At 72.5% G+C, this 24,077-nt stretch carries 18 protein-coding genes and 1 pseudogene; 5 read left to right on the forward strand and 14 right to left on the reverse strand.

From position 1 onward, the window contains the following. Positions 1 to 48 precede the first annotated feature (48 nt). The 3 genes from IG74_RS0109705 to IG74_RS0109715 are packed head-to-tail and all read right to left on the reverse strand — an operon-like array spanning position 49 to position 3,177. The gene (locus tag IG74_RS0109705; RefSeq protein WP_030672900.1) at positions 49 to 978 is read right to left on the reverse strand and encodes a carbohydrate ABC transporter permease; all 930 of its coding nucleotides are present in this window, start codon (positions 976 to 978) and stop codon (positions 49 to 51) included. Next, on the reverse strand, positions 975 to 1,889 hold the full coding sequence (locus IG74_RS0109710) for a carbohydrate ABC transporter permease (protein WP_030672903.1): 915 nt from the start codon (positions 1,887 to 1,889) through the stop codon (positions 975 to 977). The genes IG74_RS0109705 and IG74_RS0109710 overlap by 4 nt, the downstream gene beginning before the upstream one ends. Positions 1,890 to 1,908: 19 nt before the next feature. Continuing rightward, positions 1,909 to 3,177 (reverse strand): ABC transporter substrate-binding protein, encoded by a 1,269-nt coding sequence (locus IG74_RS0109715; protein WP_030672906.1) that lies wholly within the window; start codon positions 3,175 to 3,177, stop codon positions 1,909 to 1,911. Positions 3,178 to 3,453: 276 nt separating this feature from the next. Here IG74_RS0109715 and IG74_RS0109720 point away from each other — a divergent pair, with 276 nt between their 5' ends. Then, the gene (locus IG74_RS0109720) at positions 3,454 to 5,511 is read left to right on the forward strand and encodes an NPCBM/NEW2 domain-containing protein (protein ID WP_199818808.1); all 2,058 of its coding nucleotides are present in this window, start codon (positions 3,454 to 3,456) and stop codon (positions 5,509 to 5,511) included. 102 nt (positions 5,512 to 5,613) lie between these two features. Here IG74_RS0109720 and IG74_RS0109725 read toward each other — a convergent pair whose 3' ends face one another. Further along, positions 5,614 to 6,585 (reverse strand): ROK family protein, encoded by a 972-nt coding sequence (locus IG74_RS0109725; protein ID WP_030672912.1) that lies wholly within the window; start codon positions 6,583 to 6,585, stop codon positions 5,614 to 5,616. A 430-nt stretch (positions 6,586 to 7,015) separates the two neighbouring features. On the opposite strand from IG74_RS0109725, the gene IG74_RS0109730 reads away from it, so the two are divergent. Continuing rightward, positions 7,016 to 8,002, forward strand: coding sequence for a LacI family DNA-binding transcriptional regulator (locus IG74_RS0109730; RefSeq protein WP_051854762.1), 987 nt, complete (start codon positions 7,016 to 7,018; stop codon positions 8,000 to 8,002). Between the two features lie 86 nt (positions 8,003 to 8,088). Here IG74_RS0109730 and IG74_RS54195 read toward each other — a convergent pair whose 3' ends face one another. The 3 genes and pseudogenes from IG74_RS54195 to IG74_RS0109740 form a co-directional block, all read right to left on the reverse strand. Further along, positions 8,089 to 8,532 carry a hypothetical protein gene (locus tag IG74_RS54195; protein ID WP_267885555.1) on the reverse strand — a complete coding sequence of 148 codons (444 nt, stop codon included), beginning with the start codon at positions 8,530 to 8,532 and terminating at the stop codon, positions 8,089 to 8,091. A 142-nt stretch (positions 8,533 to 8,674) separates the two neighbouring features. Continuing rightward, a pseudogene (locus IG74_RS54200) lies at positions 8,675 to 9,037 on the reverse strand (protein kinase domain-containing protein); the annotation flags it as partial. Between the two features lie 31 nt (positions 9,038 to 9,068). Next, positions 9,069 to 10,367 (reverse strand): DUF6986 family protein, encoded by a 1,299-nt coding sequence (locus IG74_RS0109740; protein ID WP_030672917.1) that lies wholly within the window; start codon positions 10,365 to 10,367, stop codon positions 9,069 to 9,071. Between the two features lie 286 nt (positions 10,368 to 10,653). On the opposite strand from IG74_RS0109740, the gene IG74_RS0109745 reads away from it, so the two are divergent. Further along, a complete protein-coding gene (locus IG74_RS0109745) occupies positions 10,654 to 11,559 on the forward strand; it encodes an endonuclease/exonuclease/phosphatase family protein (RefSeq protein WP_030672921.1) in 906 nt (301 codons plus the stop codon). Between the two features lie 61 nt (positions 11,560 to 11,620). Here the strand turns inward: IG74_RS0109745 and IG74_RS0109750 are convergent, their stop codons facing one another. The 4 genes from IG74_RS0109750 to IG74_RS0109765 form a co-directional block, all read right to left on the reverse strand. Further along, a complete protein-coding gene (locus IG74_RS0109750; RefSeq protein ID WP_030672924.1) occupies positions 11,621 to 12,583 on the reverse strand; it encodes an electron transfer flavoprotein subunit alpha/FixB family protein in 963 nt (320 codons plus the stop codon). 56 nt (positions 12,584 to 12,639) lie between these two features. Further along, entirely contained in the window at positions 12,640 to 13,428 is a 789-nt protein-coding gene (locus IG74_RS0109755; RefSeq protein ID WP_030672927.1) for an electron transfer flavoprotein subunit beta/FixA family protein, read from the reverse strand. Between the two features lie 231 nt (positions 13,429 to 13,659). Next, positions 13,660 to 14,166 carry a flavin reductase family protein gene (locus IG74_RS0109760; RefSeq protein ID WP_030672930.1) on the reverse strand — a complete coding sequence of 169 codons (507 nt, stop codon included), beginning with the start codon at positions 14,164 to 14,166 and terminating at the stop codon, positions 13,660 to 13,662. Positions 14,167 to 14,394: 228 nt separating this feature from the next. Beyond that, a complete protein-coding gene (locus IG74_RS0109765) occupies positions 14,395 to 14,730 on the reverse strand; it encodes a thioredoxin family protein (protein WP_030672933.1) in 336 nt (111 codons plus the stop codon). A gap of 259 nt (positions 14,731 to 14,989) precedes the next feature. Here IG74_RS0109765 and IG74_RS0109770 point away from each other — a divergent pair, with 259 nt between their 5' ends. After that, positions 14,990 to 15,718 carry a lysophospholipid acyltransferase family protein gene (locus IG74_RS0109770; RefSeq protein ID WP_030672936.1) on the forward strand — a complete coding sequence of 243 codons (729 nt, stop codon included), beginning with the start codon at positions 14,990 to 14,992 and terminating at the stop codon, positions 15,716 to 15,718. Positions 15,719 to 15,769: 51 nt separating this feature from the next. On the opposite strand, the gene IG74_RS0109775 is transcribed toward IG74_RS0109770, so the two are convergent. Next, positions 15,770 to 19,060 carry a BTAD domain-containing putative transcriptional regulator gene (locus IG74_RS0109775; RefSeq protein ID WP_030672939.1) on the reverse strand — a complete coding sequence of 1,097 codons (3,291 nt, stop codon included), beginning with the start codon at positions 19,058 to 19,060 and terminating at the stop codon, positions 15,770 to 15,772. Between the two features lie 155 nt (positions 19,061 to 19,215). On the opposite strand from IG74_RS0109775, the gene IG74_RS0109780 reads away from it, so the two are divergent. Continuing rightward, on the forward strand, positions 19,216 to 20,835 hold the full coding sequence (locus IG74_RS0109780; RefSeq protein WP_078868687.1) for an MFS transporter: 1,620 nt from the start codon (positions 19,216 to 19,218) through the stop codon (positions 20,833 to 20,835). Between the two features lie 20 nt (positions 20,836 to 20,855). On the opposite strand, the gene IG74_RS0109785 is transcribed toward IG74_RS0109780, so the two are convergent. Together IG74_RS0109785 and IG74_RS0109790 are read right to left on the reverse strand one after the other, a co-directional pair. Continuing rightward, on the reverse strand, positions 20,856 to 21,545 hold the full coding sequence (locus IG74_RS0109785; protein ID WP_030672944.1) for a B3/4 domain-containing protein: 690 nt from the start codon (positions 21,543 to 21,545) through the stop codon (positions 20,856 to 20,858). A 143-nt stretch (positions 21,546 to 21,688) separates the two neighbouring features. Beyond that, complete coding sequence (locus tag IG74_RS0109790) at positions 21,689 to 23,932, reverse strand: glycosyl hydrolase family 95 catalytic domain-containing protein (protein ID WP_030672946.1); 2,244 nt, start codon at positions 23,930 to 23,932, stop codon at positions 21,689 to 21,691. Positions 23,933 to 24,077: the final 145 nt, after the last annotated feature.

The raw sequence follows: 24,077 nt of genomic DNA on the forward strand, positions 1-24,077 counted from the left end.
GTGGATCTCCCCGGATGCTCCCCAGGCCGAAGTCGCCGGCTCGTCCCCTCAGCCCTTGCTGGATCCCAGGGTCAGCCCCGCGATGAAGTGGCGTTGCAGGAGCAGGAACACCAGGATCGTCGGCAGGGCGACCAGGACCGAGCCTGCCGCGAGCAGGTTGTAGTCGGTGAAGAACTGGCCGCGGAGGTTGTTCAAGGACGAGGTGATGGGGAGCTTGTCGGGGTTGGAGATGAAGATGAGGGCCCAGAGGAAGTCGTTGTAGATCCAGGTGAATTCGAGGGTGGCGAGGGCCGCGAGGGCCGGGCGGCACAGCGGGAGCGTGATGCGCCAGAACTGGGTCCACACCCCGGCCCCGTCGACCACCGCGGCCTCCAGGATCTCCCTGGGCAGGGTGCGCATGAACTGGGAGAGGACGAAGACGCAGAACCCCACCTGGAAGCCGATGTTGACGAGGATGACCGCCCAGTACGAGTCGTAGAGGGTCATCGAGTCGGACATCCACCAGGGCAGGTCGATCCGCAAGAAGAGGACGTAGAGCGGGGTCACCAGGACCTGCGGCGGGAGGAGGTTGCCCGCCGTGAAGAACATGAGCAGCGCGAGGCCGCCGCGGACGTTCAGACGGGAGACCGCGAAGGCGACGAAGGCCGCGAGGAACAGCGTGACGATCACCGCGGGCACGGCGATGATCAGGGTGTTGGTGAAGTACTTGCCCATGTCGGAGGCGGTGTAGGCCTCGCGGTAGTAGTCGAGGGACAGCGTGTCGGGCCAGGAGAAGTAGCCGTCCCTCGCGGTCTCCTCGTACGGGCGCAGACTGGCGTAGACGGCGAGCAGCAGCGGGGCGACGAACGCCAGGCACACCGCGGACAGGAAGATGTGGACGCCGAACCTGCCCCGGCGCGGCCGGCCGTGCGGCGCGGCGCCCCGGACGGCCGGCGTCACGGCTCCGGCCCGGGTCGTGGACTTCAGGTCCGCGGTCATTTCTCGCGCGCTCCTCTCAGCTCCTGGACCAGGAACGTGACGACGAAGCCCAGCGAGACGCTGAGCAGCACGACCGCGATGGCCGAGCCGAATCCGATGCGGCTGGCCTCTCCGATGATGTTGTCCGTGATGAGGACGGAGAGCAGTTCCAGGCCGTTGCGGCCCTTGTTCACCGCGTAGACGATGTCGAAGGCGCGCAGCGCTTCGATGACCGTGATGACGCCGACGATGACGTTGACGGGGCGCAGGGTGGGAAAGGTGATCCGGAAGAACGTCTGGCGTTCGTTCGCGCCGTCGATCGCCGCGGCTTCCTTCAGTTCGGGGTCGACGGACTTCAGTCCGGCCAGGTAGAGGATCATCACGTAGCCGGTGTGCCGCCAGCTCGCGGCGAGCATCATCATCCACAGGTTGATGTCGGAGTCGCCGAGCCAGTCGACGGGGTCCTGCTCGTTGCCGATGATGGTGTTGACGACGCCCTGGTCGGTGCCGAGCAGCAGTTGCGCCATGAAGCCGACGACGGCGAGCGAGAGCACGACCGGCATGTAGAGCACGGACTGGTAGAAGCGGCTGAAGCGGATGCCCCGGTCGACGAGGACCGCGAGGAAGAGCCCGAAGGGCGTCGCGACGAGACCGAGGAAGGCGATCCACAGCAGGTTGTGGCGGACGGCGGGCCAGAACGCGGGATAGTCCTGGACCAGGTTCTCGTAGTTGTCCCCGCCCACCCAGTGGATGTCCCCGATGCCGTCCCAGGACGTGAAGGACAGGCCGACGGAGGCGAGGGCGGGCCCCCAGACGATGACGACGTCGAGCAGGACGGGTATGCCCAAGAGCGCGCCGAGAACGGCGATGTCGCGGCGTGTGAAGCGCCGCGTCGTACGCCGTCCGGCGCGCCGCGCGGTGTTCTGCGGCACGGAGTGCGCTCCCCCTGATTCAGCTCACGGACGTGGAGAAGATGTCCTTCTTCTGCCGTTCGATCCTGTTGCAGAGGCCGTCGACGTCCCGGGGATTGTCGATGAAGTCCTGCAACGCCTTGATCATGACGGTCTGGGCGAAGTCGGGACGGGTGTCGCGGTCCAGGAACTGGGAGATCTGCTTGGCCTCGGCGACCAGTTCGGCTGATTTCTTCTGGAGCGGGCTGTACTTGCTGGTGTCCGCGTCCTCATTGACGGCGACGTTGTTCGGATCGCCCTTGAGGTAGACGTCCTCGGCCTCGGCGGTGCCGAGCCACTTCATGAAGTCCTTGGCGCCTTCCACGTTCTTCGACTTCTTCGGGACGAGGAATCCGTCGATGGGCGCCTCCACGGCGTCCCGGCCGTACTGCGGGTCGATCTCGGGGAAGGGGAAGAAGTCGATGTCGTCGCGCTCCTCCTTCGGGAACTGGGAGCCGGGGTGCGGCATGCCGAACACGGCCATGCCGGTCCTGCGCCGCTGGAGGCCCTGCCCGGCCTCCTCCCAGGTCCGACCGAGGGCGCCCTTCTGGTAGTACGGCATGAGTTCGCGCCACAGGTCGAAGACCTTCTTGACCTTCCGGTCGGTCCAGGCCTCCTCGCCGGCCATCAGGCTCTTGTGGAAGTCGTATCCGTTGAGCCGCAAGTTGATGTAGTCGAAGGTGCCCATCGCGGGCCAGCCGTCCTTGTCGCAGAAGGCGACGGGAATGCCGTCCTTGTGCATCTTCTTGGCGAGCGCGATGAACTGGTCCCAGTTCCCCGCCTGTTCGTACCCCTGCTTCTCAAAGAGGCTCTTCCGGTGGAAGACCGCCCACGGGTAGTAGTAGTACGGCACGAAGTACTGCTTCCCGTCGTGCGTGGACTGGTCCTTCAGCGCCTGCGAGAAACCCCGGAAGCCCTTCCACACGTCGCTGATCTCGACCAGCAGGCCCTTCTCCGCGAAGTACTGCATGCGGTATCCGGCGAACCACATGAAGACGTTGTCGGGCGATCCCTGGAGATAGCGCGTGATGTTCTGCTGGAATTCGTTGTGCTCCGTGGTGTTGACCTTGACGCGCTTGTCGCTTTCCTTCTCGTACGCCTCGAAGGCCTGCGCGAACGCCGCCTTGGGGACGGCGTCCGACGCGTTGGAGCCCACCGTCACTTCGTTCTTGTTCCCGCCGGGCCCGTCGCCACAGGCGGTGAGCAGGGCCGGAAGCGTGACCGCCCCGGCGCCGAGGGCCGTACCGCGCAGGAGGTTCCGGCGGGACATCGGATGTCCACTCACATTCCGCGGGGCGATCTGCGCGTGGGACCCGGTGAAATCTGACGGTGCCATGTCCCCCTCCTCGGGGTGCAACCCAACACAACCGAACGCGAGGGTTGGATCTCACTCCCAAGAGTCACCGCCGTCAAGGGTTTTGACGCGGGATGCTCGAACCGTTACCCCTCCTCTTCCAACAGACTTCAACACGCTCTACCGTAAGCGCGCACGACTGACTCGGACATGGAGACATCCCATCTTCCGCGAGTACGGAGGAACGTAACGATGCGTCACCTTCCCACCCGCACATCCCGCCGAAGAGTGGTCGGATCCCTCACCGCGGCGCTCCTCTGCGCGGCGGGGCTCGCCTCGCCCGCCGTGGCGGGCGAGGCGCGGAGCCCGCAGGCCGCGCGGCCCGCGGGCGCCGACGGGCCCCGGCTGCCCGACGGCCTCGCGCTCACCCCGCCGATGGGCTTCAACAACTGGAACGCCACCCACTGCCGCGCCGAGTTCGACGAGGCGATGGTCAAGGGGATCGCCGACATCTTCGTCTCCAAGGGTCTCAAGGACGCGGGCTACCAGTACGTCAACCTCGACGACTGCTGGGCGCTGCCGCAGCGCGACGCGAACGGCAAGCTCGTGCCCGACCCCAAGAGGTTCCCGGGCGGCATCAAGGCCGTCGCCGACTACGTGCACGGCAAGGGCCTCAAGCTCGGCATCTACACCAGCGCGGGCACCAAGACCTGCAACCAGGCGGGCTTCCCCGGGGCGCTCGGCCACGAGCGCAGCGACGCCCAGCAGTTCGCCGACTGGGGCGTCGACTACCTCAAGTACGACAACTGCAATAACCAGGGCGTGGACGCCAAGAAGCGGTACGTCGCCATGCGCGACGCCCTCAAGGCCGCGGCGCAGAGCACGGGGCGCCCCATCGTCTACAGCATCTGCGAGTGGGGCGAGAACAAGCCCTGGGAGTGGGCCTCCGACGTCGGCCACCTGTGGCGCACGACGGGCGACATCAGCGACAACTGGGGCTCGATGCTCTCCATCATGAAGCGGAACCTGCCGCTCGCGCGCTACGCGGGCCCCGGCCGCTGGAACGACCCGGACATGCTCGAAGTCGGCAACGGAGGCATGACCGACACCGAGTACCGCACGCACTTCTCCATGTGGTCGATCATGGCCGCACCCCTGCTCATCGGCTCCGACCTGCGCAAGGTCTCGCCGCAGACGTTCGAGATCCTCGGCAACAAGGAAGTCGTCGCGGTCGACCAGGACCCGCTCGGCAAGCAGGGCGCGGTGGTCTCGTCCACCGGCGGGCGGTGGGTCGTCGCCAAGGAGATGAAGGACGGCAGCCGCGCGGTCGCGCTCTTCAACGAGACCGGCAGCCCGCAGCGCATCGCCACGACCGCGAAGGCCGTCGGCCTGCCGCAGGCCTCCGGCTACACGCTGCGCGACCTGTGGAAGCACGAGAGCTTCCACACCGCGGGCACCATCTCCGCGACCGTGCCCGCGCACGCCACCGTCCTGGTGCGCGTCAGCGCCGACGGCACCTGGGCCGACAAGCCACCGGCCGTCGAACTCGGCCTCGACGGCGACGCGTTGGTGGAGGCGAGCAGGCCCGACAAGCTGACCACCCGGGTCACCAACCTCGGCCGCACCCCGGCGCGTCACGTCGGCGCGCGCCTCACCGGCCCGGCGGGCTGGCAGGTCAGGGCGACGTCACCCACGAGCGCGGCGGCCCTGCCCACCGGCAGGGCCCTCGCCACCTCCTGGACCGTGACGGCACCTCAGGGCACGCCGCCCGGCTCATACGACCTCGACCTCAAGGCCGACTACCGCGCCCCGGACGGCAGCCCGGTCGAGAGCACGCTGCCGCTGACGGCCCAGGTCGTCGTCGCACCGCCCGCGGGCCGCTCGGCGCTGAGCGACCTGCCGTGGATCTCCACCACCAACGGCTGGGGCCCCGTGGAGAAGGACACCAGCAACGGCGAGAGCCGGGCGGGCGACGGCAACCCGATCACCATCGACGGCAAGGTGTTCGCCAAGGGGCTCGGCGTCCACGCGGAGAGCGACGTCGCCTACTACACGGGTGGCGCCTGCGAGCGGCTGACCGCGCAGGTAGGCGTCGACGACGAGAAGCTCCTCCAAGGGACCGTCGCCTTCGAGGTCTGGGCGGACGGCGAGAAGGCGGCGTCGACCGGCGTCCTCACCAACCGGATGCCCGCGCAGGCGATCTCCGCCGACGTCAGCGGCGCCGGGGTGGTGCGCCTCGTCGTGACCGACGGCGGCGACGGCATCGACTCCGACCACGCGGACTGGGCGGAGCCGGTGCTCAGTTGCTGAACGGCCCACGCGGTCGGGGCGCGGGGCCTCGACGCACCGGGGCCCCGGTCGGCGCCGCACGCGCGCCGGCGCCATACGCGCGCTACCGGGGCCCCGGTCCGCTCAGCCGTTGACGGCGGACCGCAGCCGGGGCACCGCCGGGTCGGGGAAGGCGCGCAGCGCGGCCGCCGCCGCGCCCACCAGGCCCGCGTCCGTGCCCATCAGGGCCGGGGCGACCGTCAGTTGGCGTACGAAGGACAGCGTGGCGTAGTCCCGCAGGGCGCGGCGCAGCGGCGCGAACAGGACGTCGCCCGCCATCGCCACGCCCCCGCCGATCACCGCGATGTCGATCTCGACGAGCGTGGCGGTCGCGGCGATGCCCGCCGCGAGCGCCTGCGCGGCCCGGTCGAAGGACGCCGTGGCGACCGGGTCGCCCGCGCGGGCCGCGAGGGCGACGGCCGCCGCCGAGGAGTCGCCGTCCGGGCCCGGCCGCCAGCCCGCCTCCAGGGCGCGCCGGGCGATGTTCGGGCCGCTCGCTATCCGCTCGACGCAGCCGCGGGAGCCGCAGGGGCACGGGTCGCCGTCCAGGTCGACGCAGATGTGGCCGATGTGGCCCGCGTTACCGGTGGGGCCGGGGTGCAGGGAGCCGCCCAGGATCAGGCCGCCGCCGACGCCGGTGGACACCACCATGCACAGGGCGTTGTCGTGGCCCCGGGCGGCGCCCTGCCAGTGCTCCGCGGCTGTCATCGCCACGCCGTCGCCCACCAGCTCCACCGGCAGCCCGTCGGTGGCGGCGCGCACCCGCTCCACCAGGGGGTAGCCGCGCCAGCCGGGCACGTTGACGGGGCTGACCGTGCCCGCGGAGGCGTCCACGGGGCCCGCGCTGCCGATGCCGACCGCGCGCACCTGGGCCCACGGCTCCCCCGCCGCGAGCTCACCGATGACGTCTTCGACCGCGCGCATCACGGTGTCGCCGTCCTCGCGCGCGGGCGTCGGGCGCTGGGTGCGCAGCAGGATCCGGCCGCGGCCGTCCACCAGGGCGCCGGCGATCTTGGTGCCGCCGATGTCGAGTGCGGCGACGAGGTCCGTGGGCATCACTGTCAGATCTCCTGGTGAAAGGGCAGGCCGGAGAGTGCGGGGGGACAGTCTCTCGTGCTTCTGACAACGTTGTCCAGATTCTATGCTCGAAGCCACACGACGGGCCCGCTCGCCCACCGCGGGAATCGTGGCCCCCGCCCCGGCAGCGCCTGACGCTACCCCCGGGTAAACACCGGACATCCCACCCCCCGTATACATAGTGGACGTCAAATGAGCCCCGTACACAGTGGAAACCTGAACTTCCGCACGCGGACGGGCCTCCGTTGCGCAGACTGGGTCCGCGACCCGCGCAGCACAGCCCCGTAGTGGACGACAGACAGGACAGCGCATCGTGGCAGAGACCGCCCGCACCCCCGTCTCCCACCGACGCCCCGACGGCGGTCCGGACCCCGCGGACCCCAGGAGCCGCTACGGCAACCGGCCGACCATGAAGGACGTCGCCGCCCGTGCGGGCGTGGGCCTCAAGACCGTCTCCCGCGTCGTGAACGGCGAGCCGGGCGTCACGCCCGACACCGAACGCCGCGTCCAGGAGGCCATCGACGCCCTCGGCTTCCGGCGCAACGACAGCGCGCGGGTCCTGCGCAAGGGCCGCACGGCCAGCATCGGCCTCGTCCTGGAGGACCTGGCCGACCCGTTCTACGGCCCGCTGAGCCGCGCGGTCGAAGAGGTGGCGCGGGCGCACGGGGCGCTGCTCATCAACGGTTCGAGCGCCGAGGACCCGGACCGCGAGCAGGAGTTGGTGCTCGCGCTGTGCGCGCGGCGCGTCGACGGACTCGTCGTGATCCCCGCGGGCGACGACCACCGCTATCTGGAGCCGGAGATCGCCGCGGGCGTCGCCACGGTCTTCGTGGACCGGCCGCCGGGGCGGATCGACGCGGACGTGGTGCTCTCCGACAGCTTCGGCGGCGCGCGCGACGGCGTCGCGCACCTCATCGCGCACGGTCACCGCCGCATCGGCTTCATCGGTGACCAGCCGCGCATCCACACCGCCATAGAGCGGCTGCGGGGCTACCGCACGGCGATGGCGGACGCGGGCATCGAGGTCGACGAGTCCTGGGTGTCCCTCGGCCTGACGCACCCCGAGCGCGTGGCCCGCGCCGCCGAGACGATGCTGACGGGCCCGGCACCGGTCACCGCGATCTTCGCGGGCAACAACCGCGTGACGGTGACCGTCGTACGCGTCCTCGCGGGTCTCCCCCGCCCCGTGGCCCTGGTCGGCTTCGACGACATCGAGCTGGCCGACCTGCTGCGACCGGGGGTCACGGTGGTCGCCCAGGACGCGGCCCAGCTCGGCCGCACGGCGGCGGAGCGCCTCTTCCGCCAGCTGGACGGCGCGTCAGGACCGCCGGAGCGGGTGGAGCTGCCGACGCGCCTGATCACCCGGGGATCGGGAGAGCTGGCCCCCGCGGACTGAGCGCGGCGGGACGCGCCTGCCGCCCGCCTCCCGTGCGTCACTCGCCTCGCTCTTCTCGCCGTCCCCGCCGCCCAGTGCGGCGACGGTCACGCCGGTCGCCGCGAGGACCACGGCCACCGCGGCGGCGGCCAGCAGGGCCTTGCCCCGGCGCGGCCGGGCGGGCGTCTCGGTCCGGGTCGCGGGGGACGCCGGTACGGCGTGGGCGACCGGGTCCGGCGGCGCGGCGTGGGCCGTCGGGGCCTGCGGCGGCGGGCCGAAGCCCGGCGGGGGCGTGCTCGGGATGTGGCGCACCGTCGGTTCGCGCGGTATCGCGCCGCCCGGCGGCGGCGCGGGTGTGAGCGAGGGCGCGGGCGCGCCTGCCGCCGCCCCGGCTCCGGCAGCGGGTCGACCACGATGGCCGTCAGCGTGGACCACGTCGACGTGCGGCGGAACGGCGGGGCGCCCTCCACCACGGCGTACAGCGTCGCGCCGAGTGCCCAGACGTCCGACGCGGGGCCGGGCTCCTGGCCCTGGGCGCGCTCGGGCGCCAAGTAGGCGAGGGAGCCGACGAGTTCGCCGCTGCGGGAATGGGGTCTCCCGGGGAAGCGTGGCGGAGCCGTCGCCCGGGTCCTCCATGGTGGCGATGCCGAAGTCGGTCAGGACGACGCGGCCGCCGGTCCCCAGGAGGATGTTGCCGGGTGTGGCGCCGCGGTGCAGGACGCCGACGCGGTGGGCGACCGCGAGCGCGTTCATGACCTTCGCGCCGACGGCCGCGGCCTCGCGCGGGTCCAGCGTCCCGCGCTCGCGCAGCACGTCGTCCAGGGAGGGGCCGTCGACGAGTTCCCTGACGATGACCGGGCGCCCGTCGACCTCGGTCACGTCGTGGACGGCGACGACACCGGGGTGGCGCACGCGCGCGGCGGCACGCGCGTCGCGCTGCATCCGCAGCCGCAGATCGGCGAGCTCGGGCCCTGCCGTGTCCGTGTACGTCCGCTGTTCCTTGACGGCGACCTCGCGGTGCAGCACCTCGTCGACGGCGCGCCAGACGACGCCCATGCCGCCGCGCCCGAGCTGCTGGGCGACGCGATTACTTGGCCGACGGGGTGAGGTCGCCCCGGCGCGGTCCCGCGTACGTCTGGAGCCCGGCCAGGGTGAGCCCGGTGAGCCGGGTGACCTCCGCGGTGTCGAGCGCGCCGCAGTCCAGGCCGCGCAGCAGGTACCCGGCGAGCGCCTTGGCGGTGGCGGGCTCGTCCGCGATGTCGCCGGTGGTGCGGTTGGCGTAGGCGGCGAGGCGGGCGGCGGCCTGCTCGAAGCCCTCGCGGTAGAACGCGAACACGGCGGCGTAGCGGGTCGGGATGTGGCCGGGGTGCATGTCCCAGCCCTGGTAGTAGGCGCGGGCCAGGGCGCGCCGGGTGAGGCCGTAGTGCAGGCGCCAGGCGTCGTGGACCTTCGCCGTGGGGCCGACCGGAAGGACGTTCGTGGAGCCGTCGGAGACGCGTACGCCGGTGCCCGCCGCGGCGACCTGCATGATCGCCTTGGCGTGGTCGGCGGCCGGGTGGTCGCTCGCCTGGTACGCGGCGGACACGCCGAGGCAGGCGCTGTAGTCGAAGGTGCCGTAGTGCAGGCCCGTGGCACGGCCCTCGGCGGCGTCGATCATGCGGGCGACGGCGGCGGTGCCGTCGGCGGCGAGGATCGACTGGCTGGTCTCGATCTGGATCTCGAAGCCGATCCGGCCGGGGGTGAGGCCGCGCGCCTTCTCGAACTCCTCCAAGAGCCGCACCATCGCGGTGACCTGCTGCGGGTACGTCACCTTCGGCAGCGTCAGGACGAGCCCGTCGGGCAGGCCGCCCGCCTCCATGAGGCCGGTCAGGAAGACGTCGAGGGTGCGGATGCCCCGGTCGCGGACGGCGGCTTCCATGCACTTCATGCGGATGCCCATGTACGGCGCGGCGGCGCCGCCCGCGTACGCCGCGGCGATCAGCCGGGCGGCGCGGGCCGCGTCGGCGTCCTCGTCGGCATCCGTGCGCCCGCCGTAGCCGTCCTCGAAGTCGACCCGGATGTCTTCCACGGGCTCGCGCTCCAGCTTGGCCCGTACGCGCGTGTAGACCGGCTCGGCCAGGTCGTCGGCGAGGCCGAGCACGGCGGCGAAGGAGGCGGCGTCCGGCGCGTGCTCGTCGAGGGCGGCCAGGGCCCGGTCGCCCCAGGAGCGGATCGTGTCGGCGGCGAACAGCTCGCCGGGGACGTACACGGTGTGGACGGGCTGGCGGGTGCCGGGGTCTCCGGGGTAGCGGCGTTCGAGCTCCTCGTCCACCGGCGTGAGCGAGGCGCTCACGCGCTCGCTGACGGCGCCCGCGAGACTCGTCGCCACCTTTTCCTGCTGACCCATCCGTGCACCCTCCACCTTCATAGTGCGGCGTTCCGCGCTCACGGTGTTCCATGGCGAGTACGCTGGCGAACCGCCCCTACAGATCTTCCGCTTCACGGAATCAGGAATCCGTATGGCGAAGTTATCCGTGTACCTTCCCACTGGTCAACACCTTCTCGCGTACCGGACCCCGGCCGTTCACGCCCGTCTCAGATGGTGCTCCCACACTCCGGTGGACCCCTTGCCCGCCGCAGGATCCCGCACCGAGCCCCACCGCGCCGCACCGCGACCGACCGAAGGAGAACGCGTGCCGACCGACACACCCGTGACCCGCCGCTCCGGCCTGCGTACGGCCGTGGCCACCGCGACGGCCGTCACGGTCCCCCTGCTCGCCACGGCGCTCGCCGCCGCGCCCGCGCACGCCGCGGAGCGCCCCGGCCGCCGCCTGGAGGTCATGAGCTTCAACCTGCGCTACGCGAGCCCCACGCCGCCGAACTCGTGGCCCGAGCGCCGCCCCGTCACCCGGGAGTTGCTGCGCCGCGCGCGGCCCCACGTCATCGGCACCCAGGAGGGCCTCTACCAGCAGGTGCGGGACATCGCCGAGGACCTGGGCCCGCACTACGCCTGGATCGGCACGGGCCGCGCGGGCGGCAGCCGCGACGAGTTCATGGCCGTCTCCTACGACACGCGCAGGCTGACGCCCCTCGAGTACGAGCACTTCTGGCTCTCGGACACCCCGGACGTGATCGGCTCCAACACCTGGGGCGGCGGCTCGATCCGCATGGTCACCTGGGTCCGCTTCCACGACCGGCGCACGGAGCGCCAGCTGTACGTCCTCAACACCCATCTGGACAACCACAGTCAGTACGCGCGCACGCGCGCCGCGCATCTGATCTCCGACCGCCTGTCCGCCCTGGACCGCACCCTGCCGAAGGTCGTCACCGGCGACTTCAACGTCGCGGCCCACAAGAACCCGGTCTACGACACGCTGCTCAAGGCGGGGCTCGTCGACACCTGGGACGCGGCCGCCGAGCGCGGCAAGCAGTACGCGACGTTCCACGGCTACAAGCCGCTCGTGCCGGACGGCGACCGCATCGACTGGATCCTGGCGACGCCGGCCGCGCGCGTGCACGCGGCGGCCGTCAACACCTTCTCCCTGGCCGGGCAGTTCCCGAGCGACCACCTGCCGGTGCAGGCGAGCCTGACGCTGTGACGCGCGAGGCCCCCGGCCCCGCGCACGGCGGGAACCGGGGGCCTCGTGCCCGGCGATGAGCTCAGCCCTTGCGGGACTTGACCTCGTCGGTGAGCTGCGGGACGACCTCGAAGAGGTCGCCGACCACGCCGTAGTCGACGAGGTCGAAGATCGGGGCCTCGGCGTCCTTGTTGATGGCCACGATGGTCTTCGACGTCTGCATGCCCGCGCGGTGCTGGATCGCGCCGGAGATGCCGGAGGCGATGTACAGCTGCGGCGACACGGACTTGCCGGTCTGGCCGACCTGGTTGGAGTGCGGGTACCAGCCGGCGTCGACGGCGGCGCGGGAGGCGCCGACGGCGGCACCGAGCGAGTCGGCGAGCGCCTCGATGATCCCGAAGTTCTCGGCGCCGTTGACGCCGCGGCCACCGGAGACCACGATCGCGGCCTCGGTCAGCTCGGGGCGGCCCGTGGACTCGCGCGGGGTGCGCGCGGTGACCTTGGTGCCGGTGGCCTGGGCGGAGAACGACACGGACAGGGCCTCGACGGCGCCCGCGGCCGGGGCGGCCTCGACCGGAGCCGAGTTCGGCTTGACGGTGATGACCGGGGTGCCCTTGGAGATGCGGGACTTGGTGGTGAACGCGGCCGCGAACACGGACTGCGTGGCCACCGGGCCCTCGTCGCCGGACTCCAGGTCGATGGCGTCGGTGATGATGCCGGACTCGATGCGGACCGCGAGGCGGGCCGCGATCTCCTTGCCCTCGGCGGACGACGGCACGAGCACGGCGGCCGGGGACACGGCGTCGTACGCGGCCTGCAGCGCGTCCACCTTCGGCACGACGAGGTAGTCGGCGAACTCGGGGGCGTCGGCGGTGAGGACCTTGACCGCGCCGTGCTCGGCGAGCGTGGCCGCGGTGGCCTCGGCGCCCGGGCCGAGCGCGACGGCGACAGGCACGCCGACGCGGCGGGCGAGGGTCAGCAGCTCCAGGGTGGGCTTGCGGACGGCACCGTCGACGTGGTCGACGTAAACGAGAACTTCAGCCATGGGACTTCTATCTCCTGCGATGACGAAGAAGGTGGGGTGTGAGGGGTGACTGAAGCTCAGATGAACTTCTGGCCGGCGAGGAACTCGGCGAGCTGCTTGCCGCCCTCGCCCTCGTCCTTGACGATCGTGCCCGCGGTGCGCGCGGGACGCTCGGCGGCGGAGTCGACCTTGGTCCAGGCGCCCTCGAGACCGACCTCATCGGCGTCGATGTCCAGGTCGTCCAGGTCCAGGGACTCCACCGGCTTCTTCTTGGCCGCCATGATGCCCTTGAACGAGGGGTAACGGGCCTCGCCCGACTGGTCCGTCACGGACACGACGGCCGGCAGGGACGCCTCCAGCTGCTCGGACGCGGTGTCGCCGTCACGGCGGCCCTTCACCACGCCGTCCGCGACGGAGACCTCGGAGAGCAGCGTGACCTGCGGGACGCCCAGGCGCTCGGAGAGGATCGCGGGCAGCACGCCCATGGTGCCGTCCGTCGAGGCCATACCGGCGATGACCAGGTCGTAGCCCGTCTTCTCGATGGCCTTGGCGAGGACCAGCGAGGTGCCCATCACGTCCGTGCCGTGCAGGTCGTCGTCCTCGACGTGGACGGCCTTGTCGGCGCCCATCGACAGGGCCTTGCGGAGCGCGTCCTTGGCGTCCTCGGGACCGACGGTGAGGACCGTGATCTCCGCCTCGTCGTCCGCCGCCTCCTTGATCTGCAAGGCCTGCTCGACCGCGTACTCGTCGAGTTCCGAGAGGAGGCCGTCCACGTCGTCACGGTCGACGGTCAGGTCCTCGGCGAAGTGCCGATCGCCGGTGGCGTCGGGCACGTACTTCACACAGACAACGATCCTCAAGCTCACGCCGGCTCTCCTACTGCATCGTTATTACTGGGCTGCTGCCTTGGCTGCGGCTACTGCCTTCTTGCAGGCAGCATAGGCGCCTGAAGCGGCGGATCCCGATCGGGGCGGCCCCCGCTCCAACCGGAATATTACTCATGAGTACACCCAGTGCTTTCCCGCTAAGCAAGCGCTTTGAACTGTGACCTTCGCAACGCTCCGTAATCGCGCGCACCACGCGACATCCGGGAACTCTCAGTCGCGCAGCGCGTTGAAGCGCCCCTGGTGGTACAGGAGCGGGCGGCCCGCCCCCGCGGGGTCGCCGACGACCGCCTCCGCGAGGACCACCCGGTGGTCGCCCGCGGGCACCCGCGCCACGACGCGGCACACCAGCCACGCGAGCACGCCGTCGAGCACGGGCACGCCGTGCGGCCCCTCGAACCAGCGCGTGGCCGGGCCGAACCGGTCGGCGCCGCTGCGCGCGAACGTCGCGGCCAGCTCTTCCTGGTGCTCGCCGAGGATGTGGACGCCGACGTGCTCGGCCCGGGATATCGCGGGCCAGCTGGAGGCGCCGGTGCCGATGCCGAACGAGATCATGGGCGGCTCGGCGGAGACCGAGGTGAGGGAGGTGGCGGTGAAGCCGACGGGACCCGAGCCCCGCGCGGTGATCACGGCGACCGCGGCCGCGTGCCGCCGGAAGACGGAGCGCAGCAGGTCGGGAGTGGCGAGCTGAGGGGTGTCGAGGTCGGGCGAAGCCGTCATGGAGTTGTCCTTCTGCAGGAGGTACGAGCGGGTCCGTGGCTGCTCAGCAGGACCAACAGCGCGCACTGGCATGACGGGCGAGGTCCACGTGGACGCGCTCGTAGAGAAGGAGCTCCGGTGGCATGGCAGCAGGCTGTCGATAGGTGGCCGGTGCAGTCAAGCCCCTGCGGGCGCGGTAAAGATCACTCACGAGCACGTGCCGTCCTTCCGGGGCCGTGGCCTGCCGCCTCATACGGCCGTCCCGAGGGCGGCGATGACGTCGGCCTTGCGCGGCTGTCCCACCGCGCGCCGCACCACGCGCCCGGCGCGGTCGAGGACGAGCACCGTGGGCGTCTTGTGCACCCGCAGTTCCCGGACGAGGTCCAGGGCTCCCTCGGCGTCGATCTCCACGTGCGCGACGCCGGGAACCATGGCGGCGACGTCGGCGAGGACCCTGCGGGTCGCCCGGCAGGGCTGGCAGAAGGCGCTGGAGAACTGCACGAGCGTGGCCCGCTCGCCGAGCGGTCCGCCCAGGTCCCCCGCACCGAGCGTCCGTTCGTCCCCGCGTCCGCGCGCCGCTGTCACCCGCGTCTCCCACCCTTCTCCGTCGCCCGCCCGGGCGCTGTCGGGCCCCCGGCCGGGGGCGCACATACCTCATTCCCCTCAGCACGCGCGCGTGCCCAAAGATTCCGACGTGACGAGAATCTCCCGCACTACGGGCACTAGCGCTGGCCGTCCGCTCGTTCTTGGGGCACGATCTGCGGAGCCGTATACCTACGGATCCGTAACTTGGTTACCTGCCAAAGGCCCTCTCCTCTGGCAGAGATGAAGGGCCTCCCCACCCATGGCAGAACTCGTGTACCGACCGATCGTCGGCGTCGCACAGACCTTCTTCAAGGCACTTGACCTGAAGATCGACTGCAAGGGTTCCGAGAACATTCCGCGCTCGGGTGGCGCGGTCCTCGTCAGCAACCACATCAGCTATCTCGACTTCATCTTCAACGGCCTGGCGGCACTGCCGCAGAAGCGCCTGGTGCGTTTCATGGCGAAGGAGTCGGTGTTCCGCCACAAGATCTCGGGTCCGCTGATGCGCGGCATGAAGCACATTCCCGTGGATCGCAAGCAGGGCGACCAGGCATACGCCCACGCCCTGGAATCGCTGCGCTCCGGTGAAATCATCGGCGTCTTCCCGGAGGCGACGATCTCGCAGTCGTTCACTCTGAAGTCCTTCAAGACGGGCGCCGCGCGCCTGGCCCAGGAGGCGGGCGTCCCGCTGGTGCCGATGGCGGTGTGGGGCACGCAGCGGATCTGGACGAAGGGCCACCCGCGCAACTTCAAGCGCCAGCACCTCCCGGTGACGATCCGGGTCGGCGAGCGCGTGGAGGCGCCGAAGGACCAGTACGCGGGCGCGATCACGCGGCGCCTGCGCGAGCGCTGCCACGAGCTCCTCGAAGCCGCGCAGCGCGCCTACCCCGGCCGTCCCAAGGGCCCGGACGACACCTGGTGGCTCCCCGCCCACCTGGGCGGCACGGCCCCGACCCCGGCGGAGGTCCGCGCGGCCGAGGCGCACTGACGCCGCGCGCCCGACCCGGGCCGTCCGGCGCCGGTTCGGGGGCGCCGGGCGTCAGCTCGCGCCGCCCGCCACCAGTTCGAGGTCGTCCGGCGCGAGGGCGAGCCCGCGTCCGTACGCGGTGCGGAACGAGCGCTGGTCAAGGCGGGCCCTGACCACGGCGGTGATCCGGTCGACGTCGCCGCGTTCGCCCGGCGGCAGCGGCATGCCCACCGACTCCCGGGCGGCGTGGGCCGCGCCGAGGAGCAGGGCCGCGCGGTCCTGCTCCCCCGCCGCGGCGTGCGCGCCCGCGAGTCCCTCCAGGGCCAGCGCGAGCGCGCGGACGTCCCCGGTGTGCCGCGCGGCCGCCCGGCCCTCCCGGTGCAGCCGCAGCGCCTGCGCCGCGTCGCCCCGCTGCTCCGCGATGAAGCCGAGCTCGGCGAGGACCAGGGCGCGCCCCGGTTCGAAGGCCATCCTGGTGAGCCACTGGAGGACGGGGCGCAGCCCGGCTTCGGCGGCGTCGAGCTGTCCCGCGCGGCGGCTGCTCAGGCCGAGGCCCGTCGCGGAGCGGATCTCGCCCGGCTTGTAGCCGTGCGCGGCGGAGAGCCGCCCGGCCCGTCGGAAGTACTCCTGGGCGGCGGTGTGATCGCCCGCGAGCATCGCCGTGTTGCCGAGGCCGTGCAGGGCGGCCACGGCCTCCGGGCACAGGCCGAGGTCCTCCGCCATGCGCAGGCCCTCCCGATAGCGCCGGGCCGCCTCCTCGTGGTCCCCGGCCATCTCCGCCAGGGCGGCCAGCGGTTCCACGGTCTGCAGTTGCCCCCAGCGGTCGCCCAGGCGCGTGAACAGGGCGGCGCTCTCCCGCCCTTCGCGTTCGAGCGTCGCGAGGTCGCCGCGGACCTGCGCCTGGTTGGCCCGTACGCTCAGCGCGGCGGCGGTGCCCCACAGGTCGCCCCGCGCCCGGAACTCCGCCAGGGAGCGGTCGATGAGCTCCTCGCTCGCGCTCTGGTCACCGATCCAGAACAGCGCGAACCCGAGGAGCCAGCAGGCGCGGGCGGCGCCGTCCCCGCGCTCCGCGATCGCGCCGGCCGACGGGCGCCGCTCCGCCGTGTCGACGTCCTCGCCGAGGAGCACCGCGAAGGCCGCCCGCCACGTCGTCGCCTCGGCGTACGCGGCCGACGCCGTGGCACCGGCGTCCTCGGCGGCCGCCGTGAGGGCGGCGTCGAGGGACCGGCGGGCCTCGCGGAGCCGGCCCCGCAGGAACCAGTACCAGGACAGCGCGTTGACCAGCCGCAGCGCGTGCGGGGCCGCGCCGTGGCGGACCGCGTCGTCGAGCGCGCGGCGGAGGTTCGCGGTCTCGGCGTCCAGGACGCCGAGACCGCGTCGCTGGTCACCGCCGCGCAACCGGTCCGCGGCGGACTCGGCGAGAGCGGTGTAGTAGGCGCGGTGGCCCGCGCGGACGCGTGCGGTCTCGTCGGCCTCGCGCAGCCGTCCGACGCTGTAGTCCGCCACCGACTCCAGCAGGCGGTAGCGCGGCCCGGCGGCGCCGTCGGCCCGGACGACGAGCGAGCGGTCCACCAGGCGTGCCAGCAGGTCGAGTACGTCGTCCCTGTCCACGCCGTCCCCGCCGCAGACGGCCTCGGCGGCCGCCAAGGTGCAGCCGTCGGCGTGCACGGCGAGCCTGCGCAGCACGGTCCGCTCGGGCCCGGTGAGCAGGTCCCAGCTCCAGTCGATCATGGCGCGCAGCGTCTGCTGCCGGGGCGGCGCTCCCCGGTATCCGGTGGTGAGCAGCCGGAACCGGTCGTCGAGGCGGTCCACGAGGTCGCGTACGCCGAGGGCCCGCAGCCGGGTGGCCGCGAGTTCGAGCGCCAGCGGAATCCCGTCGAGGCGGCGGCAGATGACCGCGACGTCCCCGGCGTTGCCGTCGTCGAGGGCGAAGCCGGGCGCCGCGGCGGCGGCGCGGGCGACGAACAGCCGGGCCGCGCTGGCCCGCGCCACGGCCTCGGTCCGCACCTCTTCCGTCGGCTCCGGTACGTCCAGGGGCGGGACGGCGAAGACGCTCTCGCCCGCGTTGCCGAGGGCCTCCTGGCTGGTGGCGAGGACGCGCAGACCCGGGGAGCGCTTGAGGAGCAGCGTGACGAGCTCGGCGACCGGTTCGACGACGTGCTCGCAGTTGTCGAGGACCAGCAACAGCCGCTTGTCCGCGAGTGCTTCGGCGAGCCGGTCCGCCGAGGCGCCCGGGGCCGCGGCGCCCGGCACGCGCTCGTCGCCGAGCGGGCCTTCCTGCCGGATGCCGAGGACCGTCATGACGGCTTCGGCGGCGGTGGACACGTCGTCCGGCGCGGCGGCGCGGCCCGCAGGCGCGGGCACCACCGACGCACGGTTCAAGGCAGCGAGTTCCACCAGCCAGGTGCCGTCGGGGAAGTCGGTCACGAGGCGGGCCGCCGCCGCGAGCGCGAGCCGGGTCTTGCCCACGCCGCCCGCGCCCGTCAGGGTCACGTGCCGGGCCGTGCCGAACAGGGCCGTGACGTCGGCCACCGCCCCGTCGCGGCCGACCAGTTCGGTCACGGAGGCGGGCAGGTTCGTGACGGTGCGGGCCGTGGTGCCCGGCGGACCCGCGAGGGCGGGGTCGCGGCGCAGGACGGCCTCCTGGAGGGCGGCGAGTTCGGGGCCGGGGTCGAGGCCGAGCTCCTCGGCCAGGTGCGCCCGCAGGCGGCGGTAGGAGTCCAGGGCGTCGCCGGTCCTGCCCGTGGCGTACAGGGCGCGCATCTGGACCGCGCGCAGCCGTTCGCGCAGCGGGTGCTGCTCGACGAGCTGGCTCACCTCGCCCAGGACCTCTTCGTGCTCGCCCAGTTCGAGCCGGGCCTCGGCCCTGGCCTCCAGGGCGGCGAGGCGGGCCTCCTCCAGGCGCGTGCCGAGGGGCCGGGCGCCGTCCGTGTCCGCGAAGCCGTCGAAGGCCCGACCCCGCCACAGCGCGAGGGCGTCGGTCAGCAGGGCGGCCCGGGCGCGCGGGTCGGGGGTGCTGCGGGCACGGGCGGTGAGCGCGTCGAACCGGTCGGCGTCGAGGCTCTCGGCGTCCACGCGCAGCACATAGCCGCTCGCGCCCAGGGTCAGCCGGTCCCGGCCGCCCGGCTCGGCGGCTGCCAGGGCCCGGCGCACCTGCCAGACCTTGGTCTGCAGCGCGGCCGCGGGGTTCCCCGGCAGTTCGGCGGCGCCCCACAGGGCGTCGATCAGCCGGTCGGCGGAGACGGGGCGGCCGCCGTGCGCGAGCAACTCCGCCAGCAGGGCGCGGGACTTCGCTCCGGGGACGGCGACCGGGACGCCCTCCGCCGTCCACACGGCCAGTGGCCCCAGCACCCCGAATCGCATGGCGTCACGGTAACCCAGCGCCGGGAGCGGCCCGTGAGTGAGTGGTGAGCGGACCGGGAGTGCCCTGCCGCAGGGTGAGTCCGTCCCCCCGCCCGGCGGCGCGCCCCCTCGGCGCGGTCCGGGCGCGATCGCCCTCGGCACCCACGGAGAGTTCCATGACGACGCACGCCCAGGCCGAACACGCGCGGGCCGGTGCGGCCCGCAGAGCCGGTCCACGTGAGTGGCTCGGGCTTGTCGTGCTCACCCTGCCCACCGTCCTGCTGGCCCTCGACGCGACGGTCCTGAACCTTGCGGTGCCCCACCTCGGGGCGGACCTCGAACCCAGCAGCACCCAGATGCTGTGGATCGTCGACATCTACGGCTTCATGATCGCCGGGTTCCTGGTGACCATGGGGACGCTGGGCGACCGGATCGGCCGCCGCAGGCTCCTGGTCGCGGGCGCCGTCGGCTTCGGGGCGGCTTCGGTCTTCGCCGCCCTGGCCACCAGCCCCGAGGCGCTGATCGCCGCCCGCGCCCTGCTCGGCGTGACGGGGGCGACGCTGATGCCCTCGACGCTCGCCCTGATCACCAACATGTTCCAGGACCCGCGGCAGCGCGGGCTCGCCATCAGCGCCTGGGTGACCTGCTTCTCCGCCGGCATCGCGGTGGGCCCCGTGCTCGGTGGCGTACTCCTGGAGTGGTTCTGGTGGGGCTCGGTGTTCCTGCTCGCCGTGCCCGTGATGGTGCTGCTCGTGGTGGCCGCGCCGCTGCTGCTCCCGGAGTTCCGGGACGAGGACGCGGGCCGCGTCGACCTGGCGAGCGTGGCGCTGTCCCTGGCGACGGCCCTGCCGGTGATCTACGGCGTCAAGCGTCTCGCCGAGCATGGCCTCGACGGCGTCTCCGCCGGTGCCGTGGTGGTCGGCGCGGCCTTCGGGGTGGCGTTCACGCTGCGCCAGCGCAAGCTGGCCGATCCGCTGCTGGATCTGCGGCTGTTCCGGAACCGGGCGTTCAGTGCCGCGCTGCTGGTGCTGCTGCTCGGCCTGGGGGTCATGGGCGGCCTCTATCTGTTCATCACCCAGTACCTCCAGCTGGTGGAGGGCCTTTCGCCGATCGAGGCGGGGCTGTGGCTGCTGCCCGCCGCGGTGGCGCTGATCGCGGCGTCGTCGGTGACTCCGGCGCTCACCCGCCGGGTGCGTCCCGGCTACGTCGTGGGGGGCGCGCTGCTCCTGTCGGTGGTCGGCTACGCGCTGATCACCCAGGCGGACAGCAGCGGCGGGCTGCCGCTGCTGCTGACGGGCTTCGTCCTCGTCTACACCGGTGTCAGCCCGATGATGGTCCTCGGCACGGACCTGGTCGTCGGCTCGGCACCGCCGGAGAAGGCCGGGTCGGCCGCCGCGCTGTCCGAGACGGGCATGGAGTTCGGCATCGCCCTCGGCATCGCGGGCCTGGGCAGCGTCGTGACCGCCGTCTACCAGGACGAGGTCGCCGGTGCGCTGCCGTCCGGCCTCTCCGCGTCGGCGGCCCGCACCGCGGGCGACAGCCTGGCGGGCGCGGAGGCCGTCTCCCAGGACCTGTCGGGCCCTCTGGCCGCGCGGCTCGTCGAACCGGCCCGGGAGGCGTTCACCCACGGCCTGAACCTCGCCGCCGGGATCGCGGGCGTCATCGTGGCCGTCCTCGCCGTCACCGCCATGGTGTTGCTGCGGCACGTCCCGACGGCCGCGGCGGAGCCCACCGGGCCCGAAGCGGAACCCCCCGCCCCAGACGGCCCGGTGGCGGACGCCGCCCAAGGCGCCTGACCGGCGGCCGTCGGAGCTGCCTAGCCCACCGGCTCGTGGACGTCGATCCGCGAGCCGGGGCTGAACTTCTCCAGGAGCTCGACGAGTTCCGCGGCCGCCGCGCCAAGGCCCGCGTTCGGGCCCATGCCTTCGAGCAGGAAGACCGCGTTGACGGTCTGCTCGGTGAGGCGGGTGCGCGGGCCCTGCCGCCAGTTCCAGCGGCGGCAGGTCACGCCCTCGTCGTCGCACCAGACGACTTCGCCCGCGTCGGGGCGCTCGACGGCCGGCTCGCCCCCGGCCATGGTGACGAAGTCCTCGTCCCCGGTGGCGCGGACGAGCCGCATGCCGCCCTTGATGTGGTCCAGGTCCTCGCCGCCGACGGGGATCAGATGGGCCACGCTGATCGCGTTGTAGACGTCGACCAGCGCGTTGATCCGGGGCAGCCCCGCGTCGGTCAGGGCCCGCTTGGCCAGGGCCTCGGCGGAGTTGCGGGTGCGCGAGGGCTTGGCGCCGAAGGCCGTGTAGGCGGCGCGCCAGTCCACCATGTGCGGGTCCTCGTGCGGGGCGCGGCCGTCGAGGCGCGCGGCGAGGCGCCGTGCGGCGTCGTCCAGGAGGGCCGACGTGCCGTCGGAGCTGGGGCCGTTCACGAGGTCGTACGCCTCGATGGCGATGTGGGTGAAGCCGGGCGCGAGCGTGCGCACCTCGTCGGACACGGTGAGCGTGAGCGTCATGATCTGCCTTGGGTCGCGAACATCATCAGCGGAAGTACAGCATAAAGCACTGACCAGTACATCGCACTGAACTTTGATGCGCGACAATTCTCCAGCAGGTCTACGACTGCCCTCCTCTACGGCAGGTCGACGGCAGCCCCCGCCTACGGCAGCCCCCAGGCCGGTTCGGTCGCGTTGCCCGGCACGTCACGCGGCACGGGGTCCGGGCGGGCGCCCTTCGGGGTGACCAGTGCCGTCTGCCCGCGCCGCAGCGGGACGCTGATCACGTCGCTCCCCCGGTACGGCAGGGCCCGTCCCCGCTCGTCGCGTACGTCGATGTCCCCTGCGATGCCGTGCCGCAGCCGCAGCGGCTCCCCGGCCTCGCTGCGCACCCTGATCCACTCCGTACGTCCGGCGCGCCGCGAGGCGTCGACGAGGAACGCGCCCTGCGTACGGACCTGTTGGAGGCTCGCGTCCCGCCAGGTGCCGGACACCGCGGGGAAAACCTTCACGACGCCGCCGTGGCTCTGCGTCAGCATGTCGAGCAGGGACCGGCCCGCCGCGACGGGGCTCTCCAGGGCGAAGTTGGAGCCCTCGCGGTACATGGTGTTGGGCGTGAGGGCGCAGTTGTCGGTGACGTTGCCGTCGACGAAGAACCGCAGGTGCCGCAGGGCCCGTTCCGACTCGCCGAACAGCGTCTCCATGGAGGCGGCCGCCGCGTAGCTGTAGCCGTGCCAGCGGTCCTGCCGACTGGCCCAGTGATCGAAGCTGCGCCGGTCGAGGCCTTCCTGGAGGGGGTGGAGCCACAGCAGGTGGGAGAAGTGGCGGTGCGATTCGGCGAGCGGGACCCCGGCGCCGATCATGACGCCGTTCCGGTCCCGGTGGTACGGGACGAGGCGGTCACGGATGTCCCGCCACCGCTGCTCGTCCGGGTCCCGCAGGCGCAGCCGCCGCACGGAGTCGAGCAGGGTGGTGACACCCCACCGCAGCAGTGACAGGTCGTAGGTGCAGTCGGCCGCGTTGGCGTACTCGGGCGAGCGGGTCTCGGGCAGGTGCAGTTTGCCGTCGGAGCCCTCGGTGAGGTGGCGCGCGTAGTAGCGGACCGCCTTGGCCAGGACCGGGCGGATGACGTGCCGCAGGACGTCGTCGTCCATGTGGTGGCGGTAGCTGACCCACACGTTGTGCAGGGCCCAGACGAGGTTGCCCGTGTGGTCGTTGGGGCTCACGCCGGGCACGCCGACGTAGCGCGGCCCTGAGCGCAGCCGCCAGTCGCCGGGGTGGCACAGCGCGTAGGTCTCGCCGTCGCGCAGCTCCGGACGGACGTTGGTCTCCAGGTTCGCGTGGTCGCGGGCGAACGTCGGCGTGACGGCGTCGAGTTCGCGGTGGTTGGACGCGTCGGCGAGCGGATACGTCACCTGGACGTTGGTGTTCCACCAGATGCTCGTCCAGTTGTTGCCCGTCTCCGGGAACCACGGGCCGAAGACCGGTGTGACGGGCCCGTCGGCGCGGGTGGCGCACGCCAGCTTGTACAGCTGGATCCAGTAGAAGCGCTGCAGCTTCTTGTCGGGCACGGACACGAAGCTGCGCCGGTGGAAGGCGTGCCACCAGCGGCGGTGGCGGGCCACGGCCGCGTCGGCGGAGCCGTCGAGCGCCTTCTCGACCGTACGGAGCGCCCGCTCCCGGCCGGTGGAGTCGGGGTGCCCGTACGCGATGGTGGCCGCGAGGAGGCGCCGGGTGCCGGAGCGCCGCTCGCGCCAGGCCGTGGTGTAGCCGCCGCCCGCGTGCAGCGGCTGCTCGACGTGGCCGGGGCCGGTGGCGGGGTCGGGGTTGGCGGTGTAGTCGGGCGGGACCCGGACGGTGCGGGTGGTGCGCGAGGGCAGTGCGGTGAAGCCCCACGCCGCGGCCTCCTCGCCCGCGCTCGGCTCCGTCGAGACCAGCAGGACGTCCTCGTGGCTGAGGATCAGGGCGGAGAAGGCGACGCTGCCGCGGGTGGTGGTGACGGTGCCGGCGAGCTCGGCGTCGTCCAGGTCGAGGCGCCAGTCGACGCCGGTGACCGTCCCGGCGAAGGTGAGCGTCAGGAAGCCGACGCCGAGCCGGGAGTAGCCGATCGCGGCCTCCCACTGGCCGCGCTGGTCCTGGACGTGCGAGTGGTTGACCATGAAGCGCAGGACGTTGCCCTCGCCGGGCGCGGCGTACACGTGCGCGGCGAGGAGGCCGTTGCCGAGGAACGGCCCCTCCTGCCAGCCGCGCGGGAGCCTCTTCCACACCATGGCGGCGTCCCGCAGGAGCGCGCCGTGCGCGTCCGCGCGGGACGCCGCCGCGGGTGCGGCCCAGGCGACGGGCGAGCCCGCCGCGACGAGTGCTCCGGAGGCGCCTGCGACGAAGGCGCGCCGTGAGATGGGGGTCATGGCGTGGGCCTCTCCAACAGCGGTGCGGACGAGGTGGGTTGGCGTACGCAGCATCGGGGCCGCACTCTGCCGCGTCAAGCGATCCGACAGGAATAGATCGGATGACTCACTGTCCGTCGCGCTGGAAAGGCTCCCTCAAGAGGTG

It is taken from the genome of Streptomyces sp. NRRL B-1347 (assembly GCF_000720325.1).
Lineage (GTDB): Bacteria > Actinomycetota > Actinomycetes > Streptomycetales > Streptomycetaceae > Streptomyces.